Origin of the sequence: Streptomyces sp. P17 (assembly GCF_032436805.1) — a bacterium.
GTDB lineage: Bacteria > Actinomycetota > Actinomycetes > Streptomycetales > Streptomycetaceae > Streptomyces.
This window is the reverse complement of the sequence record NZ_JAVRBF010000076.1, coordinates 21,276-34,144: the sequence shown is the minus strand read 5'-3', so window position 1 is coordinate 34,144 and position 12,869 is coordinate 21,276. Positions and strand designations below refer to the sequence as shown.

The 12,869-nt window shown below is 41.1% G+C and carries 24 protein-coding genes and 1 tRNA gene; 3 read left to right on the top strand and 22 right to left on the bottom strand.

Annotation, left to right across the window (positions count from 1 at the left end):
• Positions 1-360: 360 nt before the first annotated feature.
• Positions 361-864, bottom strand: a complete 504-nt coding sequence (locus RMT89_RS34945; RefSeq protein WP_315887773.1) for a hypothetical protein — start codon at positions 862-864, stop codon at positions 361-363.
• A gap of 96 nt (positions 865-960) precedes the next feature.
• Here RMT89_RS34945 and RMT89_RS46130 point away from each other — a divergent pair, with 96 nt between their 5' ends.
• Entirely contained in the window at positions 961-1,107 is a 147-nt protein-coding gene (locus RMT89_RS46130; protein WP_399495511.1) for a ribbon-helix-helix domain-containing protein, read from the top strand.
• A gap of 11 nt (positions 1,108-1,118) precedes the next feature.
• On the opposite strand, the gene RMT89_RS34940 is transcribed toward RMT89_RS46130, so the two are convergent.
• From RMT89_RS34940 to RMT89_RS34855, 18 genes are all read right to left on the bottom strand, one after another.
• A complete protein-coding gene (locus RMT89_RS34940) occupies positions 1,119-1,445 on the bottom strand; it encodes an HNH endonuclease signature motif containing protein (protein ID WP_315887772.1) in 327 nt (108 codons plus the stop codon).
• 232 nt (positions 1,446-1,677) lie between these two features.
• Positions 1,678-1,750, bottom strand: a tRNA-Ile gene (locus RMT89_RS34935).
• Between the two features lie 463 nt (positions 1,751-2,213).
• Positions 2,214-2,639: a hypothetical protein gene (locus RMT89_RS34930; protein ID WP_315887771.1), complete on the bottom strand. Its 426-nt coding sequence runs from the start codon at positions 2,637-2,639 to the stop codon at positions 2,214-2,216.
• Between the two features lie 262 nt (positions 2,640-2,901).
• Positions 2,902-3,357 carry a YopX family protein gene (locus RMT89_RS34925; RefSeq protein WP_315887770.1) on the bottom strand — a complete coding sequence of 152 codons (456 nt, stop codon included), beginning with the start codon at positions 3,355-3,357 and terminating at the stop codon, positions 2,902-2,904.
• Positions 3,354-3,611 (bottom strand): hypothetical protein, encoded by a 258-nt coding sequence (locus RMT89_RS34920; protein WP_315887769.1) that lies wholly within the window; start codon positions 3,609-3,611, stop codon positions 3,354-3,356. Before RMT89_RS34920 ends, RMT89_RS34925 begins: the two co-directional genes overlap by 4 nt.
• A complete protein-coding gene (locus tag RMT89_RS34915; RefSeq protein WP_315887768.1) occupies positions 3,608-3,961 on the bottom strand; it encodes a hypothetical protein in 354 nt (117 codons plus the stop codon). Before RMT89_RS34915 ends, RMT89_RS34920 begins: the two co-directional genes overlap by 4 nt.
• On the bottom strand, positions 3,958-4,140 hold the full coding sequence (locus RMT89_RS34910) for a hypothetical protein (RefSeq protein ID WP_315887767.1): 183 nt from the start codon (positions 4,138-4,140) through the stop codon (positions 3,958-3,960). The genes RMT89_RS34915 and RMT89_RS34910 overlap by 4 nt, the downstream gene beginning before the upstream one ends.
• Complete coding sequence (locus RMT89_RS34905) at positions 4,137-4,712, bottom strand: DUF1642 domain-containing protein (protein ID WP_315887766.1); 576 nt, start codon at positions 4,710-4,712, stop codon at positions 4,137-4,139. The genes RMT89_RS34910 and RMT89_RS34905 overlap by 4 nt, the downstream gene beginning before the upstream one ends.
• Positions 4,713-5,539: 827 nt before the next feature.
• Positions 5,540-5,809, bottom strand: a complete 270-nt coding sequence (locus tag RMT89_RS34900) for a hypothetical protein (protein WP_315887765.1) — start codon at positions 5,807-5,809, stop codon at positions 5,540-5,542.
• A 188-nt stretch (positions 5,810-5,997) separates the two neighbouring features.
• Entirely contained in the window at positions 5,998-6,504 is a 507-nt protein-coding gene (ssb, locus tag RMT89_RS34895) for a single-stranded DNA-binding protein (protein ID WP_315887764.1), read from the bottom strand.
• On the bottom strand, positions 6,504-6,797 hold the full coding sequence (locus RMT89_RS34890; protein ID WP_315887763.1) for a hypothetical protein: 294 nt from the start codon (positions 6,795-6,797) through the stop codon (positions 6,504-6,506). The genes ssb and RMT89_RS34890 overlap by 1 nt, the downstream gene beginning before the upstream one ends.
• Positions 6,798-6,808: 11 nt before the next feature.
• Positions 6,809-7,753, bottom strand: a complete 945-nt coding sequence (locus RMT89_RS34885) for a phage replisome organizer N-terminal domain-containing protein (protein ID WP_315887762.1) — start codon at positions 7,751-7,753, stop codon at positions 6,809-6,811.
• Between the two features lie 4 nt (positions 7,754-7,757).
• Positions 7,758-8,363 (bottom strand): putative HNHc nuclease, encoded by a 606-nt coding sequence (locus RMT89_RS34880; protein ID WP_315887761.1) that lies wholly within the window; start codon positions 8,361-8,363, stop codon positions 7,758-7,760.
• A 35-nt stretch (positions 8,364-8,398) separates the two neighbouring features.
• Positions 8,399-9,373: a DUF1351 domain-containing protein gene (locus tag RMT89_RS34875; protein ID WP_315887760.1), complete on the bottom strand. Its 975-nt coding sequence runs from the start codon at positions 9,371-9,373 to the stop codon at positions 8,399-8,401.
• Positions 9,373-10,149, bottom strand: coding sequence for an ERF family protein (locus RMT89_RS34870; RefSeq protein WP_315887759.1), 777 nt, complete (start codon positions 10,147-10,149; stop codon positions 9,373-9,375). The genes RMT89_RS34875 and RMT89_RS34870 overlap by 1 nt, the downstream gene beginning before the upstream one ends.
• A gap of 175 nt (positions 10,150-10,324) precedes the next feature.
• The gene (locus tag RMT89_RS34865) at positions 10,325-10,498 is read right to left on the bottom strand and encodes a hypothetical protein (protein ID WP_315887758.1); all 174 of its coding nucleotides are present in this window, start codon (positions 10,496-10,498) and stop codon (positions 10,325-10,327) included.
• The gene (locus tag RMT89_RS34860; protein ID WP_315887757.1) at positions 10,495-10,734 is read right to left on the bottom strand and encodes a helix-turn-helix domain-containing protein; all 240 of its coding nucleotides are present in this window, start codon (positions 10,732-10,734) and stop codon (positions 10,495-10,497) included. Before RMT89_RS34860 ends, RMT89_RS34865 begins: the two co-directional genes overlap by 4 nt.
• A gap of 15 nt (positions 10,735-10,749) precedes the next feature.
• Positions 10,750-10,902, bottom strand: coding sequence for a hypothetical protein (locus tag RMT89_RS34855; RefSeq protein WP_315887756.1), 153 nt, complete (start codon positions 10,900-10,902; stop codon positions 10,750-10,752).
• Positions 10,903-10,990: 88 nt separating this feature from the next.
• On the opposite strand from RMT89_RS34855, the gene RMT89_RS34850 reads away from it, so the two are divergent.
• A complete protein-coding gene (locus tag RMT89_RS34850) occupies positions 10,991-11,242 on the top strand; it encodes a hypothetical protein (protein WP_315887755.1) in 252 nt (83 codons plus the stop codon).
• Here RMT89_RS34850 and RMT89_RS34845 read toward each other — a convergent pair.
• Genes RMT89_RS34845 through RMT89_RS34835 form a run of 3 tightly spaced genes read right to left on the bottom strand, consistent with a single transcriptional unit; the run spans position 11,223 to position 12,427 of the window.
• Positions 11,223-11,378 carry a hypothetical protein gene (locus tag RMT89_RS34845; RefSeq protein ID WP_315887754.1) on the bottom strand — a complete coding sequence of 52 codons (156 nt, stop codon included), beginning with the start codon at positions 11,376-11,378 and terminating at the stop codon, positions 11,223-11,225. The two genes, RMT89_RS34850 and RMT89_RS34845, sit on opposite strands and share 20 nt — an antisense overlap.
• Positions 11,379-11,380: 2 nt before the next feature.
• Complete coding sequence (locus tag RMT89_RS34840; protein ID WP_315887753.1) at positions 11,381-12,142, bottom strand: phage antirepressor; 762 nt, start codon at positions 12,140-12,142, stop codon at positions 11,381-11,383.
• A gap of 27 nt (positions 12,143-12,169) precedes the next feature.
• Complete coding sequence (locus RMT89_RS34835; RefSeq protein WP_315887752.1) at positions 12,170-12,427, bottom strand: hypothetical protein; 258 nt, start codon at positions 12,425-12,427, stop codon at positions 12,170-12,172.
• A 167-nt stretch (positions 12,428-12,594) separates the two neighbouring features.
• Between RMT89_RS34835 and RMT89_RS34830 the strand changes: the two genes are divergently transcribed.
• Positions 12,595-12,720, top strand: coding sequence for a helix-turn-helix transcriptional regulator (locus RMT89_RS34830; protein ID WP_315887751.1), 126 nt, complete (start codon positions 12,595-12,597; stop codon positions 12,718-12,720).
• Positions 12,721-12,869: the final 149 nt, after the last annotated feature.

Here is a 12,869-nt window from a genome sequence, read left to right as displayed (position 1 = left end):
TTTCCATTTTTTGATAAAGGAATCACATGTTCAATTGATGGATAGCTTTTACCAACTATTGTATACCCTTTATCTGTTATCACTTTATCATCCCAATCACATTGTATGCCACATAAGTAACACATGCCATCATCCCTATTGTATAGCTTTGTTAATGTAATGCTTTTATCCACTAAGTTACTATTGTTTATTCTCCCCTTGTATATAGTTCTTGATATTCTTCTGTTTCGTTTGCGACTACATTCTGTGGAACATACTAAGACATTAGGAGATGGATTATAAAATATATCTCCACATTCTACACACTCTCTTGTTAATAAAGCAATTCTATTTTGTTCCTCGATTTCTTTTTCTTTAATATTAATTTCTTTTTTTAAGTAATTGATATATTTTTTTAATCAATCGCTGTCTTTCTTTTCTTTCTGCAGTGTCTTGTTTTTGCTTCTCTAAAATAATTTTATATTTTTCTAATGGCATATGACCCTTTGACCTGCTTTTGCATTCTTCACTACAGAATCTTGCTATGTGTGCATTCCTTGCTGGTACTGTAAAAGCCTGTCCACACCATTCACATGCCTTGTTAGTTCCATCATCCCACCCAGGGTTAGCTTCTCTCCATCTATCCCTATTCCTTATTCTTCTAGCTTCATCAGAACAATTTTTAGAACAATACTTTGTTAGTGCTCCATTCTTCCTTGTCTCAAATCGTTCCCCGCATATTGGGCAATCCTTTATAATATCAGCTCCCCTTCTATTGGCACCTCTGACCTTCACGCCTTGCTTTGCACGCTCTGGGGAACAGTACTTTTTCATAGGGTTTATTGTTTTGAACTCTGTATTACATATGTCACATCTCTTTATCATTCTTATTACCTCCTTGACATACTTATATTGTATCATATTAGACTTGCATTTGCAATGTTTGTATGGCAATATTGTATCTATAAGGAGGTGCATTAAATGGCTAAGAAGAGAGTTACTTATACACTTGATGAGGAACTGATAGAACGGTTACGTGAGTACTCGGATAAAACTATGATTCCACAAGCTAAGATAGTAAATGAAGCACTAATTGAATATCTAAACAAGAAGAAGTCAGACAAATAGTCTGGCTTTTTTTATGCTTTATAAGTTGTCCAATCTATGCTGTGTGGCAGGTTCCTATTACCTAATACTTTCGGTTCGCTTGGGTTTTCAAACATTTTATCTGACTTTTGACGATTACACCCCATGTGACTAAGTTGCAAATTTTCTAGCGAACTAGGATGACCACCTTTTGATACTGGAATGATATGGTCAATCACTGGAGACAACGGATGCGGATAAGCAAGCGTCTTGTCTACATCTTGACCGCAGATTCCACAGGTGTGTTTTGTCTTTAGTATGCGCTTCTTGTTTCTTTCAAAAGCCACACGGTGGGGTCCTTGTTTGTCTGCTCTAGCCATGGCACACCTCCTAAATAAATAGACAGCCCGCAATGGACTGCCGTATATGTATAGACACCGGACTGGACTACCGCCTCCAGTCGTGGCAAACTCATTTAACTACGGCTACTATTCGTTCACCGCAGACCGCTCACAAAGCCCGCGTAAGGCAACTTGCCGTATCCCTAGCAAGTCCAACTTAATGTTAAGCAGACTACTTCTTTTCCCTTTCGGTACTTCGCTTCGCCTGCTATTGACGTGGCCGGACTCGAACCGGCGACCTCCTGGCTATTCACCAAACGCTCTAGCCGCTGAGCTACACGCCACGACTTATAAAGAATACAATTAGGATGGTACGGATTATCAGTCCGATCATATTACGCCCGACTTAACTAGTATGCGGAATCAACCTAACGTTTCTAATGCGTTACGTCACTGGAGTGGCACTGACCCACTCACGATAGTTTTGATCTGGCGTGTGGTGGCTATCTACTATCAACCGGCATGGACTTTCACCATGCGTTACTGCCAGACTCTTCTGCGTCTTCTACTTCCGCCACAGTGACCACAGTTAGGCTGTTTAGTATCTTGTTAAAATTCCCTACACTTAGCTAGAGCATACTCAATCTAGCACCTATATTTAACTGTAAAAGCAAAAACGGGAAACTAGACACCATCATTCAAGGATTGATTTCATGAGGAAATCTCATGTCGTAGCTGTTCTGTCTGTTTCCCGCTACTTTTGATAATACTATTATAGCACCTTGACACGGTGGACAACCACACGTTTTAGACCACTCTTTGGATAATTCCTTGCTCAATTGCCAAAGCCTCTAAAATCTTATATCTCTTTTTATAAATAGCCGATGCGGAAAAGCATTCTCTCTTGGCTATCTCGTGCCATCCTAGGTAGTCTGATGTTCCCCACAGGTATTCGTCCACAATAGCTTGCAAGTCATAGTTAAGGCTATCGTACGCCCGTTTAATGTCACTGTATAGCTTTGAGTAGTAGAGGTAGCTCTTGTTGTCTTCTCGCTTGATTAAGTCTGTCAGAGCCTTTTCTGTGTGGCCTGTCGTGCCACGTATCCATGCGTTAGCATCTTCCGGCTTCCACTCGTTTGCCAGTAAAATTTCCGCAATCAGTTTTGGTATCTTGTGATAGCTTCGGAAGTCTTCTTCCAAACTCGCTAACTTTGTCTTGCTTAATTCTGCCAACCTGCCTGCCTCCTAAAATGTAGTAGTGGTAGAGGGAGCTATTTAATTCCATTGGATTGGAGCTTCAATCTCAACTAACTTACCGCCATATCTTTTTATTATTTCGTCCGCGTTTTCTTTTTGGTACCATGTTGCTCCGCTCTTAAAAACTCTACTAGCGTTAACTTAGACGGATGTTTGTCTGTTTTTCTATCAACCGACAGGAGATAGTGCCTACCGTATTTAATTAGATAGTGCTTCATATTCTTCCTCCAAGGTTTGATTAACAATCCGGGTCATCTGTCTCTGTACAAAACCGGTCGTTTTCCAACAATTCTGGTGTCTCATAGATATTACCGGTCAACGTTACTTTCTTTCTGTTGCCATAAAGTTCCGTCTCATATATCCCTTTGCCTCTCAAGCGATAGGCGCCGTTTGGTTGTTGGAAAACCTCTGCATAGTTGTTCCAATAGGTATCGGCATAGTTTATTGACTTGCTAGTCAAAATGACAATATCGCCAACGTAAATCTCCACGCCATTCTTGTCTTTCAGACCTGTGGATTGCATGAGAATTAGGTCGTCAAAATCAAATATCTCGTCGAAACATTCATTCCCGATTAAATCATCTCGTTTCACCAAACAGACTCTTTCGATAAAATCTGGCTTTGCTTCTGCTATCACACCATCTAAATGATTCGAAAGCACTCCAGGTTTAACCCACGCTCTAAACTTAATCATCCTTCGCCCTCCTCATAATGGTAAAAATTAGTCACCATATTTGAGACTGTTTCCATGCCATCAAGATAACCTTGCTGATAAGTATCTTTGTAGCTAGGGTATTCCGTATCCTCAAACTTCGAGTTAATCAAGGTGTACTCTTTCTCAATCCGCTTAATTAACTTCTCTCGATTCTCAATTTCGCCTTGCAAAAGCAGGATAAGTTCCTCCTTGGAACATTTCGATAGCTTCTTTTCTTGATATCTGGTAATCATTGATTTCCCCCCTTGCTTCCCCATTCCGCAAACGCAGCGAGGACTTGGAATTGTCCGGCTTTAGTCATATATCTGTAGCTCTTATAAACTGGCATATCTCGATAACCCTCTTTAGTTGAGTTAACTCTAAGGCGCCAAATTAATTCAATAGGCTCTATATCAGTTATTGTCATTTTTTTCTTCAACCACTCCAACACGACCAGCTGATCATCGGTGAGAGAGGGAGAGGACGCGATAAAGCCTCTGATTTCTATCCAAGGTTCAATAACGTCTTTAAAAAGAGGAGAACTCGCTTTACCTGCTGATTCACATTGCCCTACTAGCTTGCCGTTAATTTCAACGTTTATCATTCCGCTGCCTCCTCAACTTGGCCATCGATAGCCTCGAAATATGCCGCAAGCACCTTGTTAATTACGGCTTGTTGACACTCTGGCATCTTGTCAAACTCATTATTGTAATAACGACTTAAATATCCATTAAACCAGTCGATTATTGTTAAAAATTCATCTTCGGTGAAATTTACACTCATACCTCCTCCACACTCCCATCAACCAACGTAGCGACCGCCTCAGCTTTGGATCGGTCGGTGAAATAATGTGCTTTCTCTTTTCCACTGATTGTATGGCGCGATTTTTCCGAGGTGATGGTGAGACTGTCAACATATGTGCTGTGGTAATCACCAGCCTTAACCACCCACCGCTTCGACTTGACAGTGTAGCCGTATCTAATAGCATCAGACAAAATATAAAGAGTATCAGACTCTTGGCTTACCCAATCATAAAACTCTCCGCACCATTTCCAATTTTCCGGAATAAACCCATCCGAATCGGTGGCATATTCTACAGCTTGAAACAGGTCATATATGTCGGTCGAATACTTATTAGTTTTTAACCACTCTGCCACAAAATCAGGAACTTCTACCTTCTCGGCTTGTGGTTCGGTGAGGGAGATTTCAACATCACGGTTAGCCCGAGTATTAAGTGCGTAACCCTTACCGCCAATCTGAATAGGAAACTCAGTGTCATTTTTATCCATGACTTTCCCTTTCACCCAAACTGTTTCGCCGACTTCTAATCGGTCGATTGCTTCGCTTACTTTCATTTTTGTTCCTCCTTAGTCATACGCCCTCACGACTTTCATCCTCATATCCCCGTACTCCCAAAGCCGCCCTCGCCACGGTCTGTATCGTCTAGCTCGTCTAGCTCGTCTACCTCTACCACTTCCTCTATTCGATATTCTGCTCCATAAGGATGGAACCGAACAGACTCACCAGAGACGAGTTGTTTCAGCAGTTCCTGTTTGTTATACCCCTAATCTACGTATTCGCACCACCAAGCGTTTAATTGCCGAACTGTAGGTTTATTTTTGTATAACCTAACCAGATTATTTTTAGGTTGGTTGTATTCGTTTTCGATTGAAAAAATCGCCCAAACTTTCATTCTCTTCACTCCTTTAAGTCTGAGGTTAACGGACAGTTAACCGGTTTTTATACTCCTCAAAACTATCCGCAATTTTGATTACACTCACAATATTGCCGTCTGATATCAACGGCTCAATCAACACCTTGTCCTGTCCATTGAGTGGGTAAAGATACAAGCGGCCTCTGCGCCACATGTATGCGTTTGAGGAGTGGCGACTTAGTTTTACGATACATTCGTCGGGCAAGCAGTCATCATTCAGATCTCTATATTGCTTCCCGCGCTTACCCATCATTTCCGCTCCAATCGCAGATTTAATTCGTAGATCCGATTGACTTTATCGACTATTTCATAGCGCGCTACTGTCAACTTTTGATGAAGCATGTCGATTTCTCGCTGCTGTCCGACAACCATTGCTGCCATACTCAATAATGACACCAAGCACAACGCTAATATCGCCAATAAAGCAGCTCTATTTTTCGTTTTTTGCATATCCTTCCCTCCGTGTAGCTATGATTTTTCAATAACGTGCCCGTCTGCTTTTTTTGTTCTTTTAAGATGTGCTACCGCACTGCCGTTATGGTTAAATGCCTTGCACACCTCAGTCGCACTGTTAAAAATTTGAGAATGCCCATCTGGATAGGTCACCTTGTATTTTTGTCCAGGATGACCGACACCTTTTCTCTTTTTTGGCATCCCAATCGCGTCTAGATTGGTCGCCTTGCGACTGTAGGTCCTAACTAAATACCGTTGACCGCCAACGGATTCCACGACGGCCACACGACTATACGGACGGTATATCACTAACCTTCCGACGACAGTTTGCCCACCAATCACCGCAAACTCTCGTAGTTCTTGCGATCTGTACAATTCCCTTACTTACCCTGTTTTCAGCATTTACATTTCCCCTAGTTGATAAATTTTTTGTGATCATGTGCCAGCTCCTTTCTGTGGGCTTGCACCGTTACTTAGAACGGCAGATCATCGTCAGAGATGTCGATTGGTGATGCCCCTCGAGCAAAACTTGGCATCCCGCCGTTTTGATTATTGCTATAGCCATTGTTTTGATTGCTATACCCATTTTGATTTGGTGGCGTTGATGGACTACCATAATTCCCGTTACCAGCTGGCGCTTGCTGGCGCTGTTCAGACTGCGCTTTTGTTTCCAAAAATTGGAATTCCTCAACGACCACTTCGGTCACAAAAACTTTCTGTCCTTGTTGGTTATCGTAACTACGACTTTGCAGGCGTCCTTGAACACCTAGCAACGAGCCTTTACGTGTGTAATTAGCCAACGTTTCAGCCTGCTTACGCCACACGACACAGCTGATAAAGTCTGTTTGCTTTTGTCCATCGGCGCCGTTAAAGCTGCGCTCTACCGCCATAGTAAAGGCTGCTACAGCTGTTCCGTTGCCGGTATAACGCAAATCTGGATCTTTCGTTAGCCGTCCGACTAATACGACATTATTAATCATCAAAATTCCTCCTTAATTTCCAAATCGTTTTCTAGCGTCCTAGTGAACGATTCTAGCGCTTTTCGATACTCCCCTACTGTTTGTATCTCAATGCCATCTGAAAGCACGTAGTCACGCTGTATGCCCCTCAGAGCTTTGCTTAGCGTCGAATAGTATCCGACAAGCGCTAAATTTTCTTTTTCCGCTCCGTCATTTTCTATCCTTGTTGAGATTTCGCCGTCCTCGGTCCGACGAACTTTATTGACCGTTACCTGGTTGCTATCGCTCGTAATGCGATAGTCCAGCACTCTCATGTTTAGCATTTTTAGTCCTCCTGTAAGAATTGGGCCATCTTGCGATCAAGCTCTGCCTGCTTATTTTGATCCACTGGTGGTTGATACTGGTCCCAATCCCTTAGCTGCTCGCTTGGTTTAACTTTGCTACCAAAGCTTTGCTTAGTGGATTGACCATCGCGCTTGGCCCAATTGCGGATCGTCGCCAAATGGTTTTTGTATGATTTGCCAGTTGAGGCCATATACTCTGACAGCCTCTCAATGCGTTGCTGCCAATCTTGAGGAAACTCTGACATAAGCTTTTCCTTGTCTTGATCGCTTAACAGTACATTTTGATATTCTCCGTATTTATGACGGATGATTTTGGGTTTCGGTTTTTTCAGAACCCGATCATCTTTTCTATCTCTCTCTATATCTATCTCTTTCTCTATCTCTAACTCTATCTCTGGTGGACATTTGTCCGACATTTGTCTTCCTCCATCGACAATCGTTGATTTAACGCCATTTTCACTACTGCCATCTGGACATTTGTCCGACATTTGTCTGGACATTTGTCCGACATTTGTCTTTGTGCCCTCTGACAAAAGTAAGTAGCTTTTTTCGGCATCAATTTTATTTCTTTGAGCTCTTTTCCGGTCTGCTTCGGTACTAGATTCACCGATAAAATTCTGAATTTCGAGCATGTAAATTGCTCCGTTATCTAGTATTTCAATCAGGTTAAGGCTCTCAAAGATTTTGATAGCTCTTTCAATGTCACCTACACTACAACGTGTAATCTGGGCCAACATCGTTGAGTTAAACGGGATCCGATCGTTAAACATCAACCGTCCATCGTACTTTAAGCTCCTGAGGTAGAGTTTTAGCAAAATGTTTGAGTAGATATAGCCATCTGGCATGCTTTCCAAGACAATCATTTCATCGCTATCAAAAAAGTTGTCCTTTAGCTTTAGGTAGTAATATTTTTTGTTATCTGCCAACTAATTACCCTCCTACATTTAGTTTTTTTCGTTGCTCGTAGTCCAAATAGAGGGGCATGACATCATGAAGCTCCAAAAACAGCAGTATCCCAATCGTATGCTGCTCCATATGGTGCTCTCTACACAACGCCATAAAACGATGTCCAGAGTGGTCTATCGCGTATCGATTGCGCCCCATCCCGACTGCCTCAACGTGCGCGATGTCTGCATGCTTACCGCATATGCAACATTTTCGGTATTTTAAGCAGTAGAAAAACCAGGATGAATTTTCTGTCAGATATTCGTATCTTTTAGGCAACGATATGTTATTTGAAAGAACAAACTCGATCAAAAAATCGACCCAATCTCTTGCTTCCGATCTTGTTGCAGTGGCATGAGAAAACCACTTCCCGGATTGAGCCATAAAGTAGTATTTTAGAAACTGCTCCGTGACGATTGGAAAGTCGCCTTGCCAGTTGGCGATATCCCCAATCAAAGCGTGAGCCACCTTATTTTGTTTTGGTGATATTCTCCGGTTATCAAGCAGCTCAAGAGCCACATAGTTTTTTTGTCCATGAGCAAGTAGCTCAAGGTATTCTGGATTAATATCAGCATCGACCGCTATCAGCATCTCTCGGCCTTCTATGCCCCTAATCTCGCCTAACATTACTCAGCAATAGGCTCAGCCATGATGCCGCTGTCCAAGATATACTGTTTTAGATCCCTCATCTTGCTTACAGGACCCGTTAGTCGCAGCGTAAAGGTAACGGTCTCCTCTCCCAAAGGCGCAGAGTATTGATCTGGCAAATCTTCAATAGTTTGGGGCACAGGCTGATCGTGATTTTCGACCACAATTTCACCTGTTTCGGGATCAACTAAGTTGCCGGCATGTTCTTGCATGCGATCATTCTCCAATTTGGCCATTGCTGCCTCGTATTCAGCTTTTTTGCGTTCTTTCTCTTCTCGTTCGGCTTTTCGTTTAACTGCTGCCTCAATCACCGGGAATAATTCTGCGGCCGTCATGCCCTCGTTGATTTGAGCAACATACCCGTCTGGCTCTAACCCTCTAGCTTTAGCAAAAGATTCGATAATGACCTTATCTGTCTCAATTCGTTCCCGTTCTTTTATAACAGCATCAATTGCATTCTGGATTTCTTCCTTGACCTTTTTAACCAGATTGCCAGTACCAGTAAATGATCCTTTGTTTAGCCACGATGCAGCAATTTCAATTTCATTCGGATCTACACCTGCTGGCTCAGCTAGTCGAGTAATCTCTGCAATTAGGTTTTCTTGCCGGATCAGTTTCTGTTTTTCATCAAATTCTTTGATACCTTTGTTAATATCGTCAGAGACGACTTTTACCTTGTCTGCAAGGCTTTTTAGTTTAGACTCAAACTCCACCAGCGGCTTAGAGTATTCACGTTTGACGTCTTTTCGCTGCGCTTCTAATGCGTCAAAAAGAGCTTTCAAATCTTTCTTAGCCTCCAAAGCCTCTGCCACATTTTGATCGGTAAAAACCAAGGAGCTGTAATATTTGACCGTTTTTTCTACTAACTGATTAAGCTCAGTTTCACCTTCAATCGCGATTTGGCTTGGTGTGTACAATACTTTAAAGCCTGTTGTTGCTGTCAATTCATTCATCACAAATTCCCCCAGCTTGTGTTATTTTGTTGATTGCTCATATCTGATCCAGGAGTAAACCTAGGCGCTTGATTAAGTTGTGCCTCAAACTGTTTGACCCAATCCGTCAAAATACGCGCGGCATCTTCAAATAATGGTGTTTCAAATTTTTCAAAGGCGAGTGCTGTATTAAGATTTTTCTTAAGCTCGATTACCACATTGCTTGGCTGCGCATTAGATAGATTCGCCACTTTATTTACCAGCTTTTCCAAATAATCAATTTTCCCCTGCTCGATATATTTAGGCTGTAATGGTTTTCCGCCAGCAGCCTCAGGATCATCGCCAGTGGGGATCATAAAGAGATTGGTCAGCGCGTATTTTAAGGCTCCTGTTTTTGCCTTATACACTGCTTTATCACCAGAGTCTTGTCCATCACCATATCCACGAAATGTGATTTTCTCGCCTGTTTCAGCATCGTAGATGGTGTATTCAATTTCTAGGGAGACGATCTGTTGCTGTCCGCCGCTTTTTGTATTGATGACTGATACAACACGATTTAGCTCGCTAGGGACTAGGACCAAACCTCTTTCTGACATTTCTTTTCTCACAACATCCTTGATGTCGCTTTCAAGTGCGTAATGATACTTCTGGCGATCGTTCCATCCATTTTTGGGGATCCGTTCGACTTTTGCTGTGATCTCAACCAATTTTTTCAAGAGACCATCTGTTTTCTTCTGGGCCATCTCAGTGGCAACTCCCTCATTAGAGGATTCTTCTTTAATTTTTGTTTCTGTCATGGTATATTCTCCTTAGATAATATTTTTTGTGATTGCGACTTACTACTTGGCGGTGGGAGTCGCTTTTTGTTGAGATTTTTTCATCCGCTCACGGTGCTGTCTTGCACGTAACGTTGGCTCGTAATTTCGATACCATCGGTCAGCGATGATTTTTCCTATTTTGAGAGCCTCTTCTCTATTCATCGTTTCCCCCCTTTGTCAAAAACCATTCCAGTAGCCATGCTGCAGCAAAAGCTCCAACAAACACTAGTGCCGCTTTCCAGCTGTTTGCCGCAGTAAAGACGATCAACAGTAGCCATGCGAGTGTATCAATCCCGTTGATCAGTCGTTTCTTTGATTTTAAGGTCATTTATTTCTCTCCTTTTTCGCAACAAATTCATAGAGAGCGATAGACGAAAATTTCCATTTGTCCCCAATTTTCACAGCAGGAATAGTTCCTTTTGCCGCTTGTTTTTTAATAGTTGATACAGCTAGATGTAAATATTCAGCAGCTTGTTCTGTATCCCAGACCTCATTCTTAATCTCGTTTTCTGCTAGTAGTAATTTGAGATCATCAAGACTTACGATGGCAATGTTTTCTGGCATGGGTAGCCCTCCTTTCTACTTTTGAACCGAAGAAGTAATTTCAAACTCCACCGAAGCCAATTCGTCTGCCAACGTTTTGGCTTCTTTCAATAATTCAATGTATCGTTCAACCTTTTGGGTCGCTTCATCGATACCGGTGATTGTCACTTCTAGTTTTTGTGCGTTCATTGGTTAGACCTCCTTTATAGATTGTCTTTGGTATAATTTCCTTATCAGCAAGTGGTCTGCTGAAATAACTGATAAGGAGGTGAAATTTATGAAAGACTATAAGTTAGATTTTCAATCTGAATTGCCTGTTGAGTTTGCAAATGAATTCAAAGTTGAGTTGCCAGCTAAGACTCGTACAGTATTTACCGTTAATCATGATATGGTTCTTCAAGAGTTTGAAGATGATACTGTAATATGCGTTACTCGTGATGATGAGTTTTTAACTATCTACTCAAATCGAAAATTCAACCAGACAATTCCAGTCAGAAGTAAGAAAGTAATTATTTCATTTGAGGAATAAGCTTTCCTTCACCCGTCTGTGGATCATAGTCTAATTTTGATTCATGATGTTTTCTTCTTGGTTGCTCCTTGCTACTCGCAATAGCTTGGAGCACTTTTTTTATTTCTTCTGGTGTTCCTTTGATGATTAGTTCCATGGTTAAGCCTCCTTTTCAAAAAGAGTTTCAATTGTTGGGTAAACGTCGTGTTTTTTCAAAAATTGATAAATGAAAATGTGTCCTTTTTGAGTCCATTTGGTATTAGGCTTCATCTGGCTACTGCCTTCCCACAATTTCATTTCAGTATGGGTATATCCTTCGTTTTGGTAATCGGCATAAAGCAACCACACGTTTCCTTGTTTGTATTGGACGCCCAGTTCATGAAGCAATTGGTTCATTTTGTTCGCGCTCATCCCGTAATTCTTGGCGATTACGCTAATTGGTAACAAACTTGGATTGGCTAAGATTGTGTCGTAATAATCAGCTTTTGGTTGCAACTCTTTTACTTGTTGTTCTGCGATTAAACGTTTTGTGCGCTCCTCTTTTAATCTGGAAGCCACTTCGATTAGTAAGTCCGGGTTATCAAGTAGTTCTTCTTTTGCGTACATTCCGTGTTTTCGGATTGTTGGCAATACGTCTGACGTTACCCAGCGCTTGAATTTCTTTGCTGATGGAAGTTTGGATTTAAGGATTAAGCTATATAAGCCGGATTCGTTGATGATTGTCATATTACGGTTTTGTCCTGATGCACTAATTTGGTGCGTCAGCATATCTTCTTCGTCAACATGGCGATTCACATCTCGACTACCGTTTTGGTACCCCAGCACTTCCGCCACATCTTTACCTACAAAATATGGTTCATCATTTACTAAGATTGTTCGAACTTCGTTTTGTTCAAAATTAAAAATTTGTGGTTTGTTCATTGTTTAACCTCCTTTTTATTGTGTCTTTTAGGACACCAATTCTTCAAAAAAAATATCATACATTTCTTTTTCGCTGTATTGCATAATGTCTGAAATAACCTTAATTTCAGATGCGTTAAATTCGGACTCACTTCTCAACTTTTTATAAATAGTTGATTTAGTAATGCTAACACCTCTTTCAGCCATTTGATTAAGTAACCACTCGATATTGTGACCTTGCATTTTTAACTGACCTAGAAATACGTTCGATTTCATTTTCTCACCCCCTTTTTCATTTCGTGTCATTTAAGACACTCTTAATATACCACGGGTAAAATCGGCTGTCAACAAGAAAGTGTCTTAAAGTACACTTTTATAAAAAGAAAAATATTTTTATCTTTTTAACGATAATACGAGTAGCTTTTACGACACTTTTGTATTATAATGAAGTATAAAGATTTGGAGGTGAATTTATGAATGAGATAATAAAAATGAAGCGATTAGAAAAGAATATGTCATTAGAAGAAGTTGGCAAGTTAGTAGGCGTTGGAAAATCAACCGTAAGAAAAGGGAAAAGTATTCATTTTAAACAAACTTGATCTCGACATTATACCAAAAGAGAAATACTCTCCTGGCATCCTCTATCTCACTGATAAGGATAACGGCGAAAAAGTCGTAATCGGTTTTAGAGCGACAAAAGACGCTGGAATGATGTTGAAACAGTTCATTCCATCTTTCTAAAAGATCA